Source organism: Streptomyces sp. NPDC045778, from assembly GCF_056431945.1.
The window spans coordinates 17,394-37,509 of the sequence record NZ_JBWKJZ010000034.1 but is presented as its reverse complement, the minus strand read 5'-3'; the positions used below and the strand labels follow the sequence as shown (position 1 = coordinate 37,509).

Sequence of the window (20,116 nt, the reverse complement as noted above, 5' to 3'; positions counted from 1 at the left end):
ACGCTAGCAATTGATAAGCGGCCCGTGACAGGGCTGCCTATCAACCGACACGCGGCTGAACTCGGGTTTCTCCTCGCCTCCTTCGTGATTCTGGAGCCCGCCATCGCCGCCGTCGACACCTGTGCACATCCGCCGCGCCCCGCGCGGAGGGGGCTTCCTCCCGCGACTCCGCGCCCTCGGCGAAGGCCCGCGTGGGCCGTCGCCGCGCCCGGCGTCCTGCTGTCGTCGGCCCTCGGCCTGTGGGGCGTGCGGCGTGAAGGCACCCTGTGGCGGGACGAGGCGGTCACCTACGACATGGCGCGGCGCGACCTGCCCGACCTGTGGCACACGCTGGGGAACGCGGACGCCGTCCACGGCCTCTACTACCTCCTCATGCGGGGCCTGTTCGCCCTGTGCAAAGACGCCGATCCGCTCCTCGTGCTCCGGCTGCCGTCAGTGGCATCCACGGCCCTCGCCGCGGCCGGGGTGGCGTGCCTCGGCCGGCGTCTCGCGGGGCCGCGTACGGGCCTGCTGGCCGGGGTGGCCTTCGCGCCGCTGCCCTTGGTGCAGTGGTTCGCCCAGGAAGGACGGTCCTACGCCCTGGTCCTCGCGACGGTCGTCTGGGCGACGTACGCCCTGGTGCGCGCGGTCGGGACGCGCCGTGCGCGCCGATGGGTCCTCTACGGGGTGCTGATGCTGGCGGCCTGCGTGCTGCACGAGTTCGCGGTGCTCGCCCTGCCTGCCCACGCGGTAACGCTGCCGCGCGCGGCTCGGCGCCCCTGGGCCGCGACCGCCGTGCCGGTCGCCCTGGGCCTGGCCCCCTTGGCACTGCTCAGCCACCGGCAGTCGGCACAGGTGGACTGGATCGGCGGGCTGAGCTGGTCGGCGGTGCTGCCGGTGCTCGGCGCGTGGACGCTTGGGCTGGCCGCGGCGGGGGTGGTGGTGGTGAGGGGGCGGCCGGGCCCCGCGCGGTCGCGCCACACCGTTTCGCTGCCCGGCCTCGGCCTCGCCCTGCTCGTCCTGCCCCCGCTCGCCCTCTGGCTCACCTCCCCGCTCAAGCCGCTCTACGTCGACCGATACGTGCTGTACGCGCAAGCCGGTCTCGCCCTCCTCCTCGGCGCGGCCCTCGACCGGCTCACACGCGCGACACGAGGACGCGCCCTCGCGGCGCTCGCGGCGGCGGTCACCGCCGCCGTGGCGCTCCTGCCCGTCTCGCTCGACATGCGGAGCGCGCGGAGCCGGGTCGACGACACGACCGCGGCCGCACGGGCCCTGCGCGACACCGGCGCCCCCGGTGACGCCGTGCTCTACCTGCCGCTGCGCCGCCGCGTGTGGTCGCTGCCGTACCCATGGGCGGCGCGTGGACTGCGTGACATCGCCCTCGCCCGCCGCCCGGCCGTCTCGCACACGCTGTACGGCACCGAGGTGGCCCCCGATGTCCTGCGCAGGCGACTGCTCGCCGAGGACCGGGTCGTCGTGGTCACCGATCCCGTCGGCCATCCCCTCGACGCGACACCGGGCGAGATGGTCAAGCGCCAGGTCCTGTCGCGGCACTTCGTGCCCTGCGCGACCCGCCGCGCCGACGGCGCCCGTGTCGTCCTCTACGCGCGTCGGGGGCAGTGCTGAGCAACCTTGCGCACCCGCTACTGGGCGTGGGCGTGTCGCCGTTCGCACAGCCCCGTCTTGACGGCGGCTTCCATGTCGTCGTCCTGCGCGTCCGTTCCACCCGGGTCGACGTTCGCCATGACCGTCGCCTGCCTGCCGTCGGCTGTGGCGCCGCCGGCGGTCTGAAAGCCGAAGGTGTCGCCGCCGTGGCCCCAGTAGAGGCCGCCGCAGGGCAGCGGCCGGCTCTCCAGGCCCAGGCCGTACTCCCGGCCGTCGTCACTTCCGGTCGGCCGGGTCCTCATCATCGCCTTGAGCTGGGCCGGGCGCAGCAGCTTGCCGCGGACCAGGGCGTCCAGGAAGCGGTTGAGGTCGGCGCCGCTGGAGATCATCTCGCCGGACGCGCCCGCGACGGAGGGGTTGAACGCGGTGATGTCCACGAGCGGCGCGTCCTTGCCCGGGCGTGCGTACCCGCGCGGGTGCGGCCCGGGGATGGACGTGGCATCGCCCGGCACGGACGTGTCGTGCAGGCCGAGCGGCTCGATGACGCGCCGGTGGATCTCCTCGCCGTACGAGCGTCCGGTCACCTTCTCGATGAGCATGCCCGCCAGGAGGTAGTTGGTGTTGGAGTAGTGCCACTCGGAGCCGGGCTTCGCACCGGGCTTCTCGAAGGTCGGCGGGCGGGCGAGGGCGAGGTTCACCAGGTCGCGGGTGTCGTGGTGGGCCAGCGGGTCCTTGAGGATGTCCTTCGGTTTGAGACGGCCGAGGTAGTCGGGCAGGCCGCTGGTGTGCTGGAGGAGCATACGGACCGTGATCGCCCGGCCGTCGTTCCCGTGACCGCGTACGACGCCGGGCAGGTAGCGCTCCACCGGGGCGTCGAGATCGATGCGGTGCCTTCCCACCAGCTGAAGCACGACCGTGGCCACGAAGGGCTTGGTCATGCTGCCGATCCGGAACCTGCTGTCGCCGCGCACCGGCGCCTGGCTGTCCACGTCCGCGACTCCGCTGGTCAGCACCGAGCCGCCGTGTCTGTCCCGCGTCACGACAAGTGCTCCGGGCGCGCCGTCCGCGGTGGTCAACCGGTGCATCAGCGCGCGCAGCCGAGGGTGGCCGGGAGCGTGGGTGGGCTGCGCGGCGGCGGTTTCGGCCGTGGTCGCCGCGGTGGCGGTGGTGACCGGCAGGACGCCTCCCACCACACCGACTGCCACGGTCAGCGTGAGTGCCCCGCCCAGTGCGCGCTTGTGCTTGATCACGTGTGCGTCCTCCGTCGTCGTAGCAGCGTTGCTGCTGCGGAAGGCTCTTCCGCCGTCGTCGGCTCACGATGCCCGAGCGGCGCCGGCCGGCGCGATGGGGCGGTCATCCGCAACGGCAGGGGGATAACCCCCGGCATGGATCAGCGACTTGAGCCTCAGCCGGGCGGCGCCGCTGCCGGGCCCGCCCGGCTGACGTCAGCACCCAATGAGTGTTTTGACGCAAGGCACTGCCCCGCAGGCTGCGGCCAGCGCAGATTCGTACATACTTGGACATATGGAACGCATAGATGAGGTGGGTCACCTCCATCGAGGCGGCCCGGGCAATCCCCTGGAGCGGCTGGGAACAGTCGCGTGGCAGGCTCTGATGCTGCTGGGTCTCAGCGCTATCGCGATCGGCGTGGTCGCGCTGGTGTGGCCGGGGCGGACCCTTCTCGTGCTGGGTGTGCTGTTCGGCATCTACCTGCTGATCAGCGGCGCGATGCAGATCGTGGCCGCCTTCGGCACCTTCGTCAGCGCCGGGATGCGCGTCCTGCTCATCCTCGTCGGCGCCCTGTCGATGACGCTGGGCCTGCTCTGCTTCCGCAACTCGCTGCACAACTCGGTGCTGCTGCTGAGCCTGTGGATCGGCATCGGCTTCCTGATGTACGGCATCGCCACCATGGTGACCGCCGCGGAGATGAGCAGCGGCTGGGGCGTCTTCCTGGGGCTGCTGGCCACGGCCGGCGGCGTCATCGTCCTCGCCTGGCCCATCGGCTCCATCGTGACCCTGGCGGTGTTCACCGGCATCTGGCTGATCGCGGTCGGCCTGACCGAAGTGATCCACGCCTTCTCCCTGCGGGGCCTGGTGCGCTCGCACAGTGGCTCCAGGAGGCATGCGACCGCCGGGGTGTGAGGGGTGCCATGGGGTGCGTCTCACTCACCTCCAGCGCGTGTGAAGAGGGCGGCCTTTGCCCGGCGGAGCAGTGCAGCAGTCCTCTACCAGCCGAGGAGGACCAGTTCGATGGCGAAGCCCGGGCCCATGGCGGCGAGCAGGCCCGGAGCGTTCGGCGGCGGGGGCGTCTTCATGGCCGCGTGCAGGATGTCCAGTACGGAGACCGACGAGAGGTTGCCGTGCTCCGCCACGGACCGCCGGGTGCGTTCCAGAGCGCGCGGCGGCAGGCGCAGGGCCTGCTCCACGGCGGTGAAGACCTTCGGGCCGCCGCCGTGGATGATCCAGCTGCCGATCTCGTCCGGTGTCAGCGCATGCCGGTCCAGGAGGCTGTGGATGGCGGTGGGCAGGTGTTCTCCCGTCAGCGCGGGGACCTCCGGTGCCAGCAGGATCTTCAGGCCGTGGGAGCCGATGTCCCAGCCCAGTACGTCCTCGGTGCCGGGGAGCAGCAGACTGTGGGTGTCAAGGAGCGCGGGTCCTGCGGGAATGGTGTCCCGGTGGGCCCCGGTGGCCACGACGGCCGCGGCTCCGTCGCCGAAGAGGCTGCCGGCGACGATGTTGGCGATGGTGGCGTCCTTGAACTGGTAGGCCAGGCTGGACAGTTCCACGGCGAGCAGGACGGCGACCTGGCCGGGGTGGGCCAGGAGGTAGTCGCGCAGCCGGGCCAGGCCCACGGCACCGCCCGCGCAGCCGCTGCCGAACAGCGGGACGCGCTGGATGTCCGGCCGCAGCCCCACCCGGTGGGCGAGGCGGGCCTCCAGTGAGGGCACGGCAAGGCCGGTCACGGTGGTGCTGATCACTGCGTCGACGTCCTGCGGGTGGATCCCGGCGGCGCGCAGGGCACCGGTGACGGCCTGCTCTCCCAGGTCCAGGGCGACGTCGAGCCAGATGCGGTTCTTCTCGGTGAAGTCGTCCTGGACGGCCAGCTCGACCAGCTTCTCCAGCGGCAGCGCCAGGGACCGGGTGTCGACACCGGAGCTGTTCGCGATCTTTCGGAGGACGAGGGTGCCCGCCTCGGACTCGAGCGCGGTGGTGCGGGCCAGGTGGGCGAGGATTTCCCGCTGGGGGTAGGTGTAGGGCGGGAAGGCGGTCCGGATCGCGGCCACCCGCGGGGCGGCGGACGCCGGCGGTCCGGTGCGGTCATGGGGAGCCTGAGGCATCTGGATCAGCCCTGCCTTTCTTGTCGGCTCTTGTCGGCTGTCTTGTCGGCTGCGACGATCCCGGGACGGGACCCGATACAGGTAGGAGACCACCAGTTGAGGGGGCCCAGGGCCGCCATCACGGCGGGCACCAGCACGCCGCGCACCAGGACGGCGTCGACGAGCGCGCCGAGGGCGACGCCGATGCCGATGAACTTGAGCAGGGCCACCTGCGAGGTGGCCATCGCGGCGGTCGAGATCGCCACGGCCGCCGCTGCGGACGTCAGCAGGCGGCCGGTGCGCGCGACGCCCTCGACGATCGACGTGCGGCTGTCGCCGCGGCGGTCGAACTCCTCCCGGATACGGCCGAGCAGGAAGACCTCGTAGTCGACCGACAGAGCCAGGGCGATGAACAGGACGAACAGGAGCATGGAAGCGTCGAGGGTGCCCGTCGCGGTGAAGCCGCCGAACAGGGCGCTGCCGTGGCCGTCCTGGAAGAGGACGACCAGCGCCCCCAGGATCGCGCCGAGGCTCACCGCGGCGACGGCCAGCGCCTTGAGGGGCGCGACGAGCGCGCGGGTGAAGGCGCTCAGCAGGAGCAACAGACCGGCTCCCAGCAGGAGCAGGCAGGTGGGGAGGGCACCGAGGACGCTGTGCGCGGTGTCGGCGATGTCTGCGGCGCGTCCGCCCACCGTGACGCTCCCCGGCGCGGGGCTGTCCCGTACCTGTCGCACCGTGCTCCGCGCGGCGCGGGTGTCGGGGGCGGCGGACATGGCTGCCAGGAGCACCGCCCCCTCACCGGCCCGCGAGGAGGGCGCCACGCGGACGCCGGTGACGCCCGGGAGGCGGGCGAGCCGCTCGCCGTACTCGGAGGCGCCGCCTCTCGCTCCGGGGCCGGTCACCACCACGGTGAGGATCCGCTCGGGTGGCACGGTGAATTCGGCCCGCACCCGCTGCGCCGCGGCGGCGGCGGGGGCGGACGCGGGCAGGGTGCGCTCGTCCACGACGCCGAGGCGGGCGTGGGCGAACGGCGCGGCGAGCAGGGCGAGCAGCAGGAGCGACAGGCCTCCTGCCAGCAGGGGCCGTGCGGTGACGGTGGAGGCCGTGCGGCGCCAGAAGCGGCTTCCCTCACCGATACGCGTACGGCGCCACCGCGCCAGCGGATCGAAGGCCTGGGCCCGGGGGCCGAGGACGCACAGGCAGGCGGGCAGCACCGTCAGGGCGACCAGGGCCGCGAGCACGGCGACGGTCATGCCGGCCAGGGCCAGGGCGCGCAGCATCGGCACCGGTACGGCCAGGGCGGTGGCCAGGCAGACGGTGACGGCGGCGGCCGAGAACACCACCGAACGGCCGCTGGAGCGCCGGGCCGCCGCCAGTGCCGTTCGCAGGTCCGCGCCCCGCGCGCTCTCCTCCCGCACCCGGGCGAGCAGGAAGAGGCTGTAGTCGACGGCCAGGCCGAAGCCGATCGCGGATGCGGCACTCACCGCGACCCGCGAGATGTCCGCGACCTGCGCGAGCAGACCCAGGACCGGGAGGGCGCAGCCGATGGTGAGCGCGGCCACGACCACGGGCAGGAGGGCGGACACCACGGACCCGTAGGCGAGGACCAGCACGACGAACAGCACCGGCGCGGCCAGGAGTTCGGCCCGGCGCAAGTCGTGCTCGACGCTTGCGTCGATCTCGCGGTCGGCCCACACCTCGCCGCTGGGCTCGACGCTGGACGCCGGGGCGGCCGAGCGGGCGGCGGCCACCACGCGGGGTGCCGCCTGCTTGCGTTCCTTGTCCGTCCCCTTCAGTCCTACGAGGACCAGCAGGGTCCGCCCGTCCTTCGAGCGCAGCCAGGTGTCCTTCGTCGTCTGCGCGGACCATGCGGCCTTGACGTCGCCGTGCCCGGCCAGTGTCCGCACCACCGCGGTGGCGGCGTCCTGGGCGGCGGCCTTGCCGGAGCCGGTGTGCTGGGAGACGGCCAGGACGAGATCGGGTGAGGGCACGCCGAGCCGTTCGGCCTGCCGGGCGGCCCGCTCGGCCCCGGTTCCCGTGGCGACCGCGCCGCCCGTGCTCAGCGCCGAGAGGGCGACCGGGGTCAGTGCCCCCGCGCACACCGCCGCCAGGAGCGCGCACGCCAGCACCCACCAGGCCCGCCGCACCGCGCCCCGCTCGTGTGCCCTCATCGGGCCGTCGTCCGGGGCGAAGTGAGCGGCCCGCACTAGGCGGCGGCCGTGAACAGCAGAACCGCGTTCTGGCCGCCGAACCCGAAGGAGCAGCTGATGGCCGCGTCGCCGCGTGCGGGCCGTGGCCGCCCGGCGACGATGTCGAGCTTGTGATCGCCGTCCTGGCCCTGGAAGTTCGCCACCGGTGGGATCAGCCCGTGCCGCAGGGAGAGGACCGTGTACGCGGCCTGGATGGCACCGGCCGCCCCCAGCGCGTGTCCGATCACGCCTTTGGACGCGGTGACGGGCGGCCCGTCGTCACCGAAGACGCGGGTGTAGGCCGCGGCCTCGGCCGCGTCGCCCAACGCGGTCGAGGTGCCGTGTGCGTTGGCGTGGGCGATGTCACCCGGTTCGCAGCCGGCGTCCGCCAGTGCCGCGCGGATGGCACGGACCGCGCCGTCTCCTCGCGGATGCGGGGCGATGGGGTGGTGGGCGTCGGCTCCGGCGCCGTATCCCCGCAGCAGTGCCTGGACCGGGGCCCGGCGGGCGCGGGCCGTTGAGGCGCGTTCCAGGACGAGGACGCCGGCGCCCTCGCTCAGGACCAGGCCGTCACGGCGGGCGTCGAACGGCCGGCTGGCCTGGTCCGGTTCCTCCCGGCGCCGGGACAGGGCCCGCATCCGGGTGAAACAGGTGGCCGTCATGCGTGAGCGCGCCGACTCGCTGCCGCCCGCCAGCACGATGTCGCACGTGCCCGACCGCAGCAGGTCCCGGGCGACTCCGATCGCGGTGGCGCCCGAGGCGCAGGCACTGGCAGTGGTGAAGTTGGGTCCGCGCGCCCCCAGGTCGATCGCGACCTCGCCTGCGGCCATGCTCGGAACACTGCGCGGGAGCGCGAGCATCGAGACGCGCTCCGCACGCCCCGCACCGAGGTGAGTGAACTCCCTCACGTAGGTGCTCAGACTGTTCGATCCCACCCCCAGCACGACACCCACCCGCTCCGCGTCCCACGCATGACGGTCGAGACGCGCGTCGGCGACGGCCCGCCGGGCGGCGACGAGGGCGAACTGGATGAAGCGGTCCATGCGCCGCGCCGGTGCGCGGCCGATTTCCGCCGCGGCGTCGAAGTCCGTCACCCGGCAGGAGAAGTCGACGGGCAGCCCCTCCAGTTCAGGGTCCACGGCGGCCAGCGAGCGGCCCCGGCACAGCGCCGCCCAGTTCGCCTCCGCCGTGTGACCGGCAGGAGTCACCAGGCCAAGGCCGGTGACCGCGATGTCAGGCCACATGTTCGAACGCCTCGGCCGCCTCGCCCAGGGTGGAGGACGGACGGAGGTCCAGGGCCGACTCGGACAGGACGATCCCGTACTCCTCCTCCGCCGCCAGCACCAGCTCCATCAGCGACAGCGAGTCCAGGCCGAGGCTCTCGAACGTCATCGCCGCGGACAGTTCATCCGAGCCCACCTTCACGTCGAGGCGGCTGGTCAACAGGGCCACCAGTTCCTCGGACAGTTCCGGCGGCTGCGGGCCCCGCGCCGACGGCTCATCGATCTGGTCGATCTGGGTCATGCCTTCGTCTCCTGGTTCCTCGGGGTGCGTCGGGCGGCGGTGTTGCGCGCGTTCATCCGCACATAGAGGTCACGGGCGCGCGCCGCCTGGGCCTCCAGTTCCTCCACGTGCCGGCCGAGCCGGTCCTGCGCCTGTTTCCCGTCCGGCCCCAGGGAGGTCACCGCCAGCACGTCCAGGGCGCGCAGCAGGGGCTGCACCACCCGGTCGAGGTGGACATCGAGGTTGAAGATCCCGGCCGCCGCGACCCGGGCGGCCCGCGCCCCGAATCCCGGGATCGCCTCCCCGGGCATGCGGAAGGCGCAGAGCACGTCGGCCAAGGCTGTCAGTGCCTGGTCGGGGAACATCCGCGACGCGTCGGCGTACAGGTCCCGGTAGAACAGCATGTGGAGGTTCTCGTCGGCCGCGATCCTGGTCATCAGGTCTTCGCCCGTCCGGTCGCCGCACGCCGCGCCGACGTTGCGGTGGGCCTGACGGGTCGCCAGTTCTTGCACGGTGACGTACGCCAGGGCGTGCAGGACCGTCGGCAGATCGCTGCTGTACCCGGCGCCCACGTGCCGCATCCGCAGCTCCTCCAGGGTCACCGGGTCGACCGCCCTGCGGGCGTGGACGTAGGCCCGCATGACGTCCGCGTGCCGGCTCTCCTCGGCCGTCCACCGGTGGATCCAGGTGCCCCAGGCGCCGTCCCTGCCGAAGCGGGAGGCGACCTCGAAGTGGTAGCTGGGCAGGTTGTCCTCCGTCAGGAGGTTGATGATCAGCGCGTCCTGCACGGCCGTCGGCAGGGGCGACTGCGCCGGCTCCCACGCCGCGCCGTCCAAGGGCCCGTCGAAGTCCCGCGCCGCGCTCCAGGGCACGAACTGGTGCGGCAGCCAGTCACGGGCCGTGGCCAGATGCCGCTCCAGGAGCCGCTCCACCGATGGCTCCAACTGCTGCAACACGGCCACGTCCACGGCATGGGCCACGACTATGTCCTCCCTTTTGTCACTTTTCGCTACCTTTTCAGCACTGGACCTGATATTCCATCAGCGCGGATCGTCTCCACTCATTCGGGGCAGCGCCCTCCCGACGGCGGCTACGCCCGTACCCAGGGGCTGCTGCCGCCTGCCGCCGTGCTGCGTCGCGTGCTTGCGGACCCACTCCCACCTGCGTGGCCCTGCAACAGGAGGCTTCGCCTTCACCGGGGCGGGCGGGGGCCGCCGGCTCCACAGGGCGGCAGCGCATGCCAGGGCCACGGGCCGTCACCGCTGTTCCTGGTGGGAGGGCTCCGGCGGAACCGGCCTCGCTCCCTGCGGCCCAGTCGCCTACCCGGGCCCACGTGCGCCGCCGTGTGCCTCAACTTCCCTCCACACGCAACGGAGCCTCCCTCTGCGCATGCAGTGCGCCCCTGCGCCGAGGTTCGCACCGCGCCGGGCCCGGTGATAACGCTGGAGTCACGGAATCGGTGAACGAGGTGATGAAAGGATTCGGCATGGCATCTCAGGCAGTTCTGGAGACGGGCCGGCTGTCCGCCATCGTGAAGATCCTCGACCGGGCCGGCCGCCATCTGAGCGCGGCCGTGGACGACCACACCCTGGCGTGCGCGTGCCCCGACGGCGAGACGTCCGCCGTGCAGGCACTCCTCGACCTTTCGCGCAGCGCCTCGCACGACCTGGCATGCGCCGTCCAGCACGCGGGCAGCGGCGAACTGGGTCTTGCCCAGGCCCACTTGGAGGCGGCGCGGACCGCCCCCGACAAGCACGTCGTGCCGACGACAGGCATGCCCGTCCCGCTGCCCGTCGGCGTACGGACCGCACTCCAACTCCTGCGCGGTATCACCGGCTTCTTCAGCACGGAGACCGAGGACGCCCTCGTCCGCGCCCTGACCATCACGCCCGCGTCGGCCACGTGACGCCGCCGGGGCCCGCGTAGCCGGCGCCTTTGTCGACCTCTTCCTCGCCGCCACCCGCAGGGGGAGGAATTACAGCCCGGTGGCGGTGAGGCGGACGCGGTCCGCCGGGGCCGGGATCCACTTGCCTGGAGTGCACTCCAACGTCGTAGCGTCGAGACAGCCCAACCGAACACCCGACGCGTCGACGCATCGTCCCGTACGACCAACGAGAAGGGCGGCAAGTGGCAAACAGCCAATTCTCCACGCATGCGGAACTCTTCGATCTGAGTGGCAAGCGCGCGCTCGTCACCGGTGGCACCCGAGGCATCGGAATGATGATCGCGCGTGGCCTTCTCCAGGCGGGCGCCCGCGTGGTCATCAGCTCACGTGACGCGGAAGCCTGCGCTCAGGCGCAGGAACAGCTGTCCATGTTCGGTGAGGTGCGGGCCATCCCCGCCGACCTGTCCCGCCACGACGAGTGCCGGCGACTGTCCGACCTCGTCACCGCCGACTCGGAGCGTCTCGACATCCTCGTCAACAACGCGGGCACCATGTGGGACGAGCCGCTGGCGACGTTCCCGGACGCGGCCTGGGACACGGTCGTCGACCTCAACCTGAAGTCACCGTTCTGGCTGGTCCAGGCGCTGCTGCCCGCACTTCGCAAGGCAGGCACCGCCGACGATCCCGCGCGGATCATCAACATCGGCAGCATCGCCGCCCTCCACATCCCCCAGCGGCCCAACTACTCGTACTCCAGCAGCAAGGCCGCGCTGCATCAACTCACCAGAGTGCTCGCCAAGGAACTGGGACCGCAGCACGTGACCGTGAACGCCGTGGCGCCGGGACCGTTCCCCTCGTCGATGATGGCCGCGACCCTCGATGAGCTGGGCGAGGCGATCGCGGCGGCGGCCCCACTGCGCCGGATCGGCCGCGACGACGACATGGCGGGTGTCGCCGTGTTCCTCGCCGGCCGGGCAGGCGCATACCTGACAGGCGCCGTGATCCCCGTGGACGGCGGCATCGCCACAACCGCGTAGGCCGCAGGGTCTGTTCGCGGCAGTTGACCTTGCTCGTTGATGATCATGCCCGGTGGGCCGCGGGGACCCCGTCCGGGGCCGCCACCGTGTACGGGCTCGGACGCTCCGCCAGGCCGCGCAGACAGCCGGGCCGGGCAGAAGTTGGTGACGTCCCGAGGGGTCGGGGACTTCACCGACTCGAAGGTCGGCTACGCGATCGTGGAGGCCGAGACGCACGAAGACGCGGCGCGGCTCTTCAGTGACCACCCTCATATCGCTTTCGGCGTAGAAAGCGGGCCGCCAGTCGGCCCTCGCGAGGCCTTGGCGGCAGACGGTGGCCAACCCGGACGGAGGGCTGAGGGGTGCCGTACCGATCCCGCGTCACCGGAGGTGCCCCCGGACCGCACGGAATGCGTACGGGCGTTCCACCAGGACGGCATCCAGCCAGGTCCCCGGCCCCCAGGGCCCGACTCGCGGGGGACAGGTGCTAGCCATGCCGACCTCGAAGGCCGGGGCCTCGCCCCCTGAACTGCGGTGACACGCAAGGCCAGCGGCCGTGCTCGGGCAGTCGCCAGCAAGGTGTGCCGACGGCACCGCGTGAGCGCCCGGGGCTGTGATCGCCGCTCCGCCCCGTCCTGCGCCGGACTCCGGCACCGCATGTTGGCGAGCCCAGAGTCCGACAGAACCCTCCAGGGCGCGCGGGTGCGCCACTTCCAGGGCGATGGCACCGAGGCTCGGCGGTGGCGATCGGCCCATCGCCCCCCGGGCCGGATCGGCCGGCACCGGCCTCACCGAGCCGACCAGGCGGCGAATGGGCCGGGGCGGGCCTCCCGGTCATCACCGGCCAGTACCAGCCCGCCCTCGACCGACCCGTCACCCCCTCTCAGCCCCGCAACTGCCGTCGGCCATGCCCGCACACCATCCCGACGTACGACTGCTCGACGCGCAGCCTCATCGGATCCACCCCAGCCCCCGTACAGCACGACCCGAGCGACGGAGACACGGAGACACGGAGACACGGAGACAGACCCAGCCTCCACTGCCCTCCCAGCCACGTGCCCGAGACGCCCCCCTGTCTGATTTGCGGCGTAAAGATCACCCTTGAGTCAGTTGACTGCATATCAGCCAACTCAGGTAAAAGGTAGGCAAGCCCCGGGCCAAAAGTCCCTATATCGCCTTGATCGACTCGTGCTTATATGCAGCGCGTAAGTTGATCACGGCGGTCATCCGCCGCTCCGCGAGGAGCGGGCCGCGTGCCGTCGTGCCTGAATCCCTGGAGTAACCACGTGAAGCGCAGTTGGCGTGCCCAGACGGCGGGTATAGCGGTGCTGACCGCGGGCGCCGTCCTGACCGCGACCCCGCACGCCATCGCTCAGCCTTCGGCCGAGGGCAAGGAAACCTCGGCCGAGTTCGACCGGGCGCTGTCAGGTCTGGAGAAGGACCTGGGCAGCAGCCTGGAGACGTTCAAGTCCAACCCGATCCGGGAAGCGGAGACCGTCGAGGCCGCGCAGGTGGCGGCGGCGGTGCAGGACCGCAAGGTCGAGGTGTTGCAGATGCGCACCGAGACCGACACCGTCTACGCCAACCCCGACGGCACCCTCACCCGGGAAATGGCGTCCGGTCCGATCCGTATGATCCGAGACGGCAAGTGGGTGGACGTAGACGTCGACTTCAAGGCCGCCAAGGACGGCACGGTGGCGGCCAAGGCGCACCCACAGGAGCTGGAGCTGGCCGGCAAGGGGGGCGTGCTGCCGAAGTCCATCGAGGCCGTCGCCGAGGCCCCGGAGTCCAAGGCGCGCGACCTCGTCACCGTCGGCTCGGGCAAGGACCGGATGGCGGTGCGGTGGAAGGGCGGCCTGCCCGCCCCGAGCCTCAAGGGGAACGTCGCCACCTACAAGGACGCGGTCCCCGGCGGCGACTTGATCGTGGAGGCCACCCGCACCGGGTTCGAGCAGTTCCTGAAGCTGCGCGAGGCACCGAAGGACGGCGCGCCGATCGTCCTGCCCATGACGCTGCCCGACGGGATGACCGCCGAGCAGAACCCCGACGGGTCGGTGTCCTTCTCCGACGCCAAGGGCGAGAACCAGGTCCTGATGCCCGCACCGGTGATGTGGGACGCGACAGTGGACGACAAGTCGCTGGAGCACACCAACACCAAGCCGGTGGACCTGAAGGTCGCACAGGACGGCAACACGGTGGAGCTGACCCTCACCCCGGACGCCGAGTGGCTGAACGATCCCAAGACCCGGTACCCGGTGACGATCGACCCGGCCACCGACACCCTGGACGTCTTGTTCGACACCTTCGCGCAGGGCGGCGACACCACCGACCAGTCCGCGAACACCGACCTCAAGCTGGGCTGGCCCGGGGATCACTCGGGCTCCACGAAGCGCACGGCCCGCTCCTTCCTGACCTTCCGCACCTCCAACTTCGCCGACTCCCTGGTGTCCAAGGCGACGCTGAAGATGTGGAACTACCACTCGTGGTCGTGCGAGAAGCGCGGCTGGGAGGTGTGGGCCGCGGACCCGGCGGACAAGAACACCCGCTGGACCAAGCAGCCCGCCCTGAAGGAGAAGATCGCCACCTCCACCGAGACCAGGTCCGCCTCGTGCTCGAACGCGGGGTGGGTGAGCGCGGACATCACCAAGCTCGCGCAGACCTGGTCCTCGGCCAAGGCCGAGCAGGGCTCCATCGCGCTGAAGGCGGCCGACGAGTCCGACACGTACGCGTGGAAGCGGTTCTCCTCCTCCGAGGCCGCCGACCAGGACCAGGTGCCCACCCTCGAAGTCACCTACAACTACCGGCCCACCAACGGCTCCAACCTCCAGGCCGGTACGCCCTTCCTGTCCCAGGGCGGCATCTTCAAGGTGAACTCGACCACGCCGACCCTCCGCTTCTCCGCCGAGGACCACAACGGCGACGACCAGGTCACCGGAACCTTCGAGATCACCGACACCTCGACGGGCAAGGTCGTCGCGACGCTCAACGCCGCTCCGGTGCCCTCCAACAGCACCTCCACCCTGAAGGTCCCGGCCGGGAAGCTCGTCTCGGGCAGGACCTACAGCTTCCGCACCACCACCTACGACGGCACCCACTACGCCAACGGCTGGTCGGACCCCGTCCGCTTCACCGTCGACACCGCGTGGCAGCCCAGCACCGCCGAGAACGCCCTGGGCCTGGCGAACCTGTACTCCAACGCCGCGGACATCACGGCCGCCACCGCCTCCGACAGCAAGTACGCCTCGATCGCCGCGACCGAGGAGAACATCGTCTCCATCCCCTGGGACGGCAGGAACAACAGCATCGACATCAAGAACGCGCTGATGCCGAACACGCTGACCATCCCCCAGGGCGGCACCAAGGGCACCCAGGTGGGCGGCAACGTCGTCTACACGTCCTCCGGCCCCGTCGACACCGTCGTACAGCCGACCACCGACGGCGGCTCGCGCACGCTGAACATCATCAAGAACAGCTCCGCGCCGCACGACTACGAGACCGGTTTCGTCATTCCAGCGGGGATGAAGGCCGTCACGCACGACGACGGGTCCGTGTCCTTGTACTCCGAAGGGGACGACAACCCCGACAAGGCACCCCTGAAGGAGCCGGCCGGATTCTTCGACGCCCCGTGGGCCAAGGACGCGGGCGGCAAGGACGTACCCACCCGCTACAAGGTCGTCGGCAACAAGCTGATCCAGCACGTCGAGTTCGGCGCCGACAGCGCCTTCCCCATCGTCATCGACCCGTCCTGGTGGTCCACCACCAAGAAGATCTTCAAGTGCGCCACCTACGGCCTCGCGCCCTTCGTCCTCGGCTTCACCCCGGCCGGATCGACCAAGCGCGTCATCACCGCCGTCCGCCTGGCCAAGAAGATCGGGCTCAAGAAAACGGCGAAGCTCATCTACAACTACTCCAAGCGCCGCAAGATGGAGCCCTCGATGCGGAAGATGATCGGCGTCCTGACCGGCATCGAGACGGTCAAGCGGAACTGCAAGTTCTGATCACGAGGAACCACTGATCACCATGCTCACCAACGGCATCGCCACGGCAGTCCTGCTGGCAGAACTGGGCGTCATGATCCGCTATCGGCTCGTACGCGGCCGTCAGGAGCGCCCCGGCGACTGGCCCCACCTGACCGACGCCCGCTACGGCCACCTCGCCGTGGCCCTGGTGGCGGCCCTCACCGGATGGGTCGTCACCGGAGCGGACACGGACTGGGGCACCGTCGTCACCGTGCTGTTCCTCGGCGTGGTCATCCCCGCCCAGGCCGCCCTCGCGGCTTCCGTCCTGTGGCGGCCCGTCACCGGCTGGGTCGTGTGCGCGGCGGGAGGGATGGCCGCGGGCGTGGCCGGCCTGTAGACCAGTAGACCGCCTCCTGTAGATCGCCGTCCTGGGGGCGGTTCCCTCCCTCCGGCCGCCCGCCGGGCCCCTCTCCCAGGCCCCGACGGGCGGCCGCCGTCCTCTTGTCGGCGCCCTGGCTTCCGGACGCGTCTCAGCCCACGCGGCGCCCGCAGCCGATGGCGCGCCCGAGTATGAGGAGTACTCACTCCCGCACACGGTGACGTTCACCCGGCGATCTGACGGTGGGTGGCTGCTTTCGTCGGACACAGTGGATGCCGGCTCCGGTCTGCTTCCCAGCACCCAAGTGGCCGAACCCGACACGGCGGACGGCCGAGGCGCAGCTGCGGGCAAGGGCGAAGGCAGCAAGGAGAGTTCGCGGTCGTCGGCGTGATGGCAGTGCGGCTCCGCGTGGCGCGAGGACAGTCGGCGAAGCGGGGTGTGCTCAGGCCACGGCATGGCCGTCAGGGTCGGACGCGAAGGCCAGGATGTGCGGAACGGCCTCGCGCAGAGTGACGAAGTGGCGGTGCACGCCCTCCACCGCGACGGCGGCGTTCACCCCCCACACCGTCATCCCTGCGCGCAGCCCGGCGCGTACTCCGGAGGGAGCGTCCTCGATGACCAGGCAGTCCCTCGGCTCGGCTCCGAGCTGCTGGGCGGCCAGCAGATACGGCACGGGAGAAGGCTTGCCCTCCCTGACGGCGGCCGCGTCCACGATCACGCGCGGCACCGGCAAACCGGTCCGCAGGAAACGGCCGCGCACCCGGTGTTCGTAGTTCGAGGTCACCAGCGCCCAGGAGCCCGGTGACAGGCCGTGCAGCAACTCCGACGCACCCTCGAAGGCCGCATAGACACCGGAGCGTACGTCGTCGTCCTCCAGCTCGTGCAGCGCGGCAAGGCACTCGCGCGGATCCCGGTCCGCAGCGACCTCGGCGAACGTCTCCATCGGCCGCGTCCGCAGAGCCACTTGGTAGACCTCGTCGGCATCAAGGCCGTACCGCTCCGCCCAAGTCCCCCAGACCCGTCGCTGGTTACTCACCGCGTCCATCAACGTGCCGTCGACGTCGAACAGGACGTACTTCATGCGGCCCGGCCGCCCAGGTTCACTGGTCACCCGTCGATCATGCCAGGCGGCCGGTGGGCCAGTCCGGGCCAGCTCAGCGGAGCATTCGGCTACGGGGCCCGGGGTTACGGATCCAGGGGACCAGAGCATCTGCTCCGGTAGGACGGGGGCGGCGATGAACCAGACGACGGGCAGGCGGGGGCCCGAAGGGGTGCCGGGCAGGGAGAAGGCCTGCTTCAGCAGTCGCCCAGGGGGGTGGCTGCTGAAGCAGGTCGTGTGGGCGGTGGGGTGGGTCAGAACACGACTCCTGCCCAGAGCGGGTCGTGGTCGGAGTGGGGCGCGTGGGTGGCGTCGGACCAGTCGACGTGCATCGACGGTGGCACGAACAGGTAGTCGAGCTTTCCGGAGCCGTGGGTGGACTCACCCGAGCGGCACCAGATCCACGAAGGCGGCACCCCCCAGATCATGTAACCGGCCTTGATCTCGTTGCCGCACGGGCTGTTCACTTCCTTGAACTCGCCTCGTGCGCCGCGCTGGTAGCCGGGGTCGTAGAAGTTGTCGAGCGCCCCCGACAGCGGGTCGTCGTTGAGGTCCCCGCCGAGGAACCTGGTGTACCCGGCGTACGTGGTGGCCAGGATCTGGCGGGCCACGGACGCCTCGTGGCGGCGGGCGTTGAGGGACTTGTCGTCGTCGCCCACGGTCAGATGGGCGCTACAGGCGACGGCCTTGCGGCTCTCGGAGCGTACGCACAGCATCTCGCGCTGCTCGTAGCCCGCGGGGGACTGCAAGGGGTGCGGCACCGCGGTGTCCCTGTCGAAGCCGAAGTCCTTGCGGAACAGCACCGCGTTGCCGAAGTCGGAGTTGTGCGGAGGCCAGCACTTCACCGTGTTGCCGTCTCCGCCCACCACGGGGTGGAAGACTACGTCGTACGACGGGGCCAACTGGTCCACCAGGCGCTCGTTCCAGTCCCGGCAGGCCTCCTGGAGGGCGACGAACACCGGCTGGCGGTCCTGGACGCTGCGCACCAGGGCGTCAGGGGCCTCGTTGCCCTTGGGACCGTGTTCCTTGTGGCCACCGGCCATGTTGAACTGGCCGATGGTGTACTCGGCCTGGACGCGCGGTTCCGCCTCGCCGGCGGAGGCCTGGGGGCCCCAGACGATGCCGGTGCCGAGCAGGACGGCACTCAGGGCGAGCACGGCCTTCTTCCGTATCCGCATACCTTGTTCCTCCTCACGTGACTGCACTGAGACCGGACTCATGCGCTGGGTGACACGACCCCCTTGAGCATCCAGTGGTCGCTGAGCTGACCCAGGTCATAGCGCCACGATCCGACGTAGATCGGCCGCCCTTGCCGGAGATCCCAGCCGAAGTCGCTGAAGAAGACGTAGTCCAGCTTCGTGCCGGCCACGTTGCGGCAGCCCTTGAGGAACCACGGGCCGGTGGTGGTGCACTTCTCGTCCGAGTCCGCCTCGAAGTTCCCCTCGTACAGGGGGTCGAGTTCGTCGTCGCCGGGTTCGAGGTTGAGGTCGCCGCCGATGATGGTGCGATAGCCGCCGTTCTGCCAGTCACCGGCCTGCTGGTCGAAGTCGCGCGCGGACGCCGCACGCAATTGTTTGTCGCCGTCCGCGTTCTTGTTGGCGAAGTGGCTGGTGCAGGCGAGCAGTTTGTTGCCGCGGTCCTGGAGGCACGCGGCACCTTGGGTGTGCTTGCCGTTGGGCTCCTGCGTGCTCTGGAAGGTCATGTCCCAGCCGACGATGTCGCTGCCCGGCAGGCGTTTCATCGCGATGGCTACGCCCGCTTCCAGCGCGCCGCTCCTCGGACAGCGCACCGGGTTGTCCGTCCCGATGACCTTGGCCGTGCGATGTCGTACGACCCAGGAGCCGGACGTCTCGGAGTTGAGGGCGGTCTCCAGCGGACGCGAATGCAGGCTGTCGCAGCTCTCCTGCATCATCACGACGGCGATCGAATCGTCGTCCTTGACCCGGTCGACCAATTCGTTGATCTTCCGTTCCGGGCGGTCGCTGTTGCCGCAACTGGTCAGCGCGCCACAGATGTTCCAGGTCAGGACACCTACTTGCGGGGGCAGGGCGCTCGCCGCCCGGCCGGAGGCCCCGGGAGGCTGGGTGGGCGACTGCGCGGCAGCCCATGGGGCGGGGGCGAGCTGTATCGCCGCTGCGAGGAGCGTGCCCAGCACGGCTATGAGCCGGGTTCTTTTCACCATTCCTCCTTACGATCTGCGGTGTCTGCGGTGTCTGTGATGTCTACGGTTTCTGCGGTGCAGTGGTGCTTGGGCGCGGGCGGGCCCTGGGCCTGTGGCCGGACGGGGCTCGCGGTTGAACCCCCGCAGGGCCCGGCCGGGCCGACCGGCCCCGAGGCGCGCCCGATGCTGGTTTCCTACAGCGAGCAGAGTTGTCCGGCAGCTCGATCCGCGGCACGGGACAACTCAGGTCCGGCCGGGGGCCGGGCCTCGGGATGAGCTTGCGGACGGGCCACGGAGGGCTCGCCGGGCTGAGGCGGGCAGCCCGGAGCTGGTCACAGTGCCGTGGCCCGACCGACCGAGGACAGACGTTCACTCCCCCGGCATGGCGCTCAGCTCCGCGAGCAACGACGGGTTGACGATACGGACGATCGCCTCGATGTCCTCCCGGCGTGCGGCCGGCCACAGCTGGGCCCTCGCGGAACGGTACTTCGCAGCGAGGCGCTCCCGGTCGTCCGCCGATAGTCGGGCGGCCCGGTCCGGACGGGAGTTGTGCGCGTTGTCGGCGATCTTCACCAGGGTCGCCTGGGGGTCGGCGGCGATGCGTGCGATCTTCTCCTCGTACGGCATGCCGGGGGCGTTGGTCACCCTCTCCACGATCTCGACGACCCGGCCCGGGACCCCGGCCTCACGCAGCCCTTCGGCGGTCCAGTCGGTGTCCTCCAGGATGTCGTGGAGCAGGCCCGCCTTGACCAGCTCGTCCCCCAGCGGGGCGAGCCCGGCGGCCACCGCGCGGACGTGCTCGATGTAGGGCACGCCGACCTTGTCCACCTGCCCGGCGTGGGCCCGGGCGGCCAGGAGGTCCACCTCGCTGACGGACTTCATTCCTGCTTCCTCCTCCACTCCCACCTCCTCGGCGAGGTCGCAGGGCCGGGGCCGCCAGGTGAGCGACTGTGCCGTCACATCTTGCGGCTTCTGGTCCGGCAGGGCGACGGGCGGGTCTCCGTTGTGAGGCCGACGAGGGCCA

Annotated in this window: 16 protein-coding genes; 6 read left to right on the top strand and 10 right to left on the bottom strand. The window is 71.0% G+C overall.

The window, feature by feature from the left end:
• The first annotated feature begins 24 nt into the window (after positions 1 to 24).
• On the top strand, positions 25 to 1,605 hold the full coding sequence (locus tag AC07GB_RS32550) for a glycosyltransferase family 39 protein (protein ID WP_478851790.1): 1,581 nt from the start codon (positions 25 to 27) through the stop codon (positions 1,603 to 1,605).
• Positions 1,606 to 1,622: 17 nt separating this feature from the next.
• Here AC07GB_RS32550 and AC07GB_RS32545 read toward each other — a convergent pair whose 3' ends face one another.
• Positions 1,623 to 2,834 (bottom strand): serine hydrolase domain-containing protein, encoded by a 1,212-nt coding sequence (locus AC07GB_RS32545; protein ID WP_478851788.1) that lies wholly within the window; start codon positions 2,832 to 2,834, stop codon positions 1,623 to 1,625.
• Between the two features lie 274 nt (positions 2,835 to 3,108).
• Here AC07GB_RS32545 and AC07GB_RS32540 point away from each other — a divergent pair, with 274 nt between their 5' ends.
• Positions 3,109 to 3,726, top strand: a complete 618-nt coding sequence (locus AC07GB_RS32540; protein WP_478851786.1) for an HdeD family acid-resistance protein — start codon at positions 3,109 to 3,111, stop codon at positions 3,724 to 3,726.
• Positions 3,727 to 3,809: 83 nt separating this feature from the next.
• Here AC07GB_RS32540 and AC07GB_RS32535 read toward each other — a convergent pair whose 3' ends face one another.
• Genes AC07GB_RS32535 through AC07GB_RS32515 form a run of 5 tightly spaced genes read right to left on the bottom strand, consistent with a single transcriptional unit; the run spans position 3,810 to position 9,573 of the window.
• Positions 3,810 to 4,922: a type III polyketide synthase gene (locus tag AC07GB_RS32535; RefSeq protein WP_478851784.1), complete on the bottom strand. Its 1,113-nt coding sequence runs from the start codon at positions 4,920 to 4,922 to the stop codon at positions 3,810 to 3,812.
• 5 nt (positions 4,923 to 4,927) lie between these two features.
• Positions 4,928 to 7,072 (bottom strand): MMPL family transporter, encoded by a 2,145-nt coding sequence (locus tag AC07GB_RS32530; RefSeq protein ID WP_478851782.1) that lies wholly within the window; start codon positions 7,070 to 7,072, stop codon positions 4,928 to 4,930.
• Positions 7,073 to 7,107: 35 nt separating this feature from the next.
• Complete coding sequence (locus AC07GB_RS32525; RefSeq protein ID WP_478851780.1) at positions 7,108 to 8,334, bottom strand: beta-ketoacyl-[acyl-carrier-protein] synthase family protein; 1,227 nt, start codon at positions 8,332 to 8,334, stop codon at positions 7,108 to 7,110.
• Positions 8,324 to 8,614, bottom strand: coding sequence for an acyl carrier protein (locus tag AC07GB_RS32520; RefSeq protein ID WP_478851778.1), 291 nt, complete (start codon positions 8,612 to 8,614; stop codon positions 8,324 to 8,326). Before AC07GB_RS32520 ends, AC07GB_RS32525 begins: the two co-directional genes overlap by 11 nt.
• Positions 8,611 to 9,573, bottom strand: coding sequence for an acyl-ACP desaturase (locus AC07GB_RS32515; protein ID WP_478851776.1), 963 nt, complete (start codon positions 9,571 to 9,573; stop codon positions 8,611 to 8,613). Before AC07GB_RS32515 ends, AC07GB_RS32520 begins: the two co-directional genes overlap by 4 nt.
• A gap of 506 nt (positions 9,574 to 10,079) precedes the next feature.
• On the opposite strand from AC07GB_RS32515, the gene AC07GB_RS32510 reads away from it, so the two are divergent.
• The 4 genes from AC07GB_RS32510 to AC07GB_RS32495 all read left to right on the top strand — a co-directional run bounded on the left by AC07GB_RS32510 (position 10,080) and on the right by AC07GB_RS32495 (position 15,850).
• Positions 10,080 to 10,499 (top strand): hypothetical protein, encoded by a 420-nt coding sequence (locus AC07GB_RS32510; RefSeq protein ID WP_478851774.1) that lies wholly within the window; start codon positions 10,080 to 10,082, stop codon positions 10,497 to 10,499.
• A 221-nt stretch (positions 10,500 to 10,720) separates the two neighbouring features.
• The gene (locus AC07GB_RS32505; protein ID WP_478851771.1) at positions 10,721 to 11,515 is read left to right on the top strand and encodes an SDR family oxidoreductase; all 795 of its coding nucleotides are present in this window, start codon (positions 10,721 to 10,723) and stop codon (positions 11,513 to 11,515) included.
• Between the two features lie 1,265 nt (positions 11,516 to 12,780).
• Positions 12,781 to 15,492, top strand: a complete 2,712-nt coding sequence (locus AC07GB_RS32500; RefSeq protein ID WP_478851769.1) for a DNRLRE domain-containing protein — start codon at positions 12,781 to 12,783, stop codon at positions 15,490 to 15,492.
• A gap of 22 nt (positions 15,493 to 15,514) precedes the next feature.
• On the top strand, positions 15,515 to 15,850 hold the full coding sequence (locus AC07GB_RS32495; RefSeq protein WP_478851767.1) for a hypothetical protein: 336 nt from the start codon (positions 15,515 to 15,517) through the stop codon (positions 15,848 to 15,850).
• A gap of 424 nt (positions 15,851 to 16,274) precedes the next feature.
• On the opposite strand, the gene AC07GB_RS32490 is transcribed toward AC07GB_RS32495, so the two are convergent.
• The 4 genes from AC07GB_RS32490 to AC07GB_RS32475 form a co-directional block, all read right to left on the bottom strand.
• The gene (locus tag AC07GB_RS32490; protein WP_478851890.1) at positions 16,275 to 16,913 is read right to left on the bottom strand and encodes an HAD-IA family hydrolase; all 639 of its coding nucleotides are present in this window, start codon (positions 16,911 to 16,913) and stop codon (positions 16,275 to 16,277) included.
• A gap of 272 nt (positions 16,914 to 17,185) precedes the next feature.
• The gene (locus tag AC07GB_RS32485; protein WP_478851765.1) at positions 17,186 to 18,109 is read right to left on the bottom strand and encodes an endonuclease/exonuclease/phosphatase family protein; all 924 of its coding nucleotides are present in this window, start codon (positions 18,107 to 18,109) and stop codon (positions 17,186 to 17,188) included.
• 38 nt (positions 18,110 to 18,147) lie between these two features.
• The gene (locus tag AC07GB_RS32480; protein WP_478851763.1) at positions 18,148 to 19,113 is read right to left on the bottom strand and encodes an endonuclease/exonuclease/phosphatase family protein; all 966 of its coding nucleotides are present in this window, start codon (positions 19,111 to 19,113) and stop codon (positions 18,148 to 18,150) included.
• 348 nt (positions 19,114 to 19,461) lie between these two features.
• The gene (locus AC07GB_RS32475) at positions 19,462 to 19,974 is read right to left on the bottom strand and encodes an HD domain-containing protein (RefSeq protein WP_478851888.1); all 513 of its coding nucleotides are present in this window, start codon (positions 19,972 to 19,974) and stop codon (positions 19,462 to 19,464) included.
• Positions 19,975 to 20,116: the final 142 nt, after the last annotated feature.

Excerpts from the sequence above, each read along its gene's own strand:
- AC07GB_RS32535 (WP_478851784.1), bottom strand. The coding sequence starts at position 4,922 with ATGCCTCAGGCTCCCCATGACCGCACCGGACCGCCGGCGTCCGCCGCC.
- AC07GB_RS32490 (WP_478851890.1), bottom strand. The coding sequence starts at position 16,913 with ATGAAGTACGTCCTGTTCGACGTCGACGGCACGTTGATGGACGCGGTG.
- AC07GB_RS32495 (WP_478851767.1), top strand. The coding sequence starts at position 15,515 with ATGCTCACCAACGGCATCGCCACGGCAGTCCTGCTGGCAGAACTGGGC.
- AC07GB_RS32510 (WP_478851774.1), top strand. The coding sequence starts at position 10,080 with ATGGCATCTCAGGCAGTTCTGGAGACGGGCCGGCTGTCCGCCATCGTG.
- AC07GB_RS32480 (WP_478851763.1), bottom strand. The coding sequence starts at position 19,113 with ATGGTGAAAAGAACCCGGCTCATAGCCGTGCTGGGCACGCTCCTCGCA.
- AC07GB_RS32475 (WP_478851888.1), bottom strand. The coding sequence starts at position 19,974 with ATGAAGTCCGTCAGCGAGGTGGACCTCCTGGCCGCCCGGGCCCACGCC.
- AC07GB_RS32485 (WP_478851765.1), bottom strand. The coding sequence starts at position 18,109 with ATGCGGATACGGAAGAAGGCCGTGCTCGCCCTGAGTGCCGTCCTGCTC.
- AC07GB_RS32540 (WP_478851786.1), top strand. The coding sequence starts at position 3,109 with ATGGAACGCATAGATGAGGTGGGTCACCTCCATCGAGGCGGCCCGGGC.
- AC07GB_RS32525 (WP_478851780.1), bottom strand. The coding sequence starts at position 8,334 with ATGTGGCCTGACATCGCGGTCACCGGCCTTGGCCTGGTGACTCCTGCC.
- AC07GB_RS32520 (WP_478851778.1), bottom strand. The coding sequence starts at position 8,614 with ATGACCCAGATCGACCAGATCGATGAGCCGTCGGCGCGGGGCCCGCAG.
- AC07GB_RS32530 (WP_478851782.1), bottom strand. The coding sequence starts at position 7,072 with ATGAGGGCACACGAGCGGGGCGCGGTGCGGCGGGCCTGGTGGGTGCTG.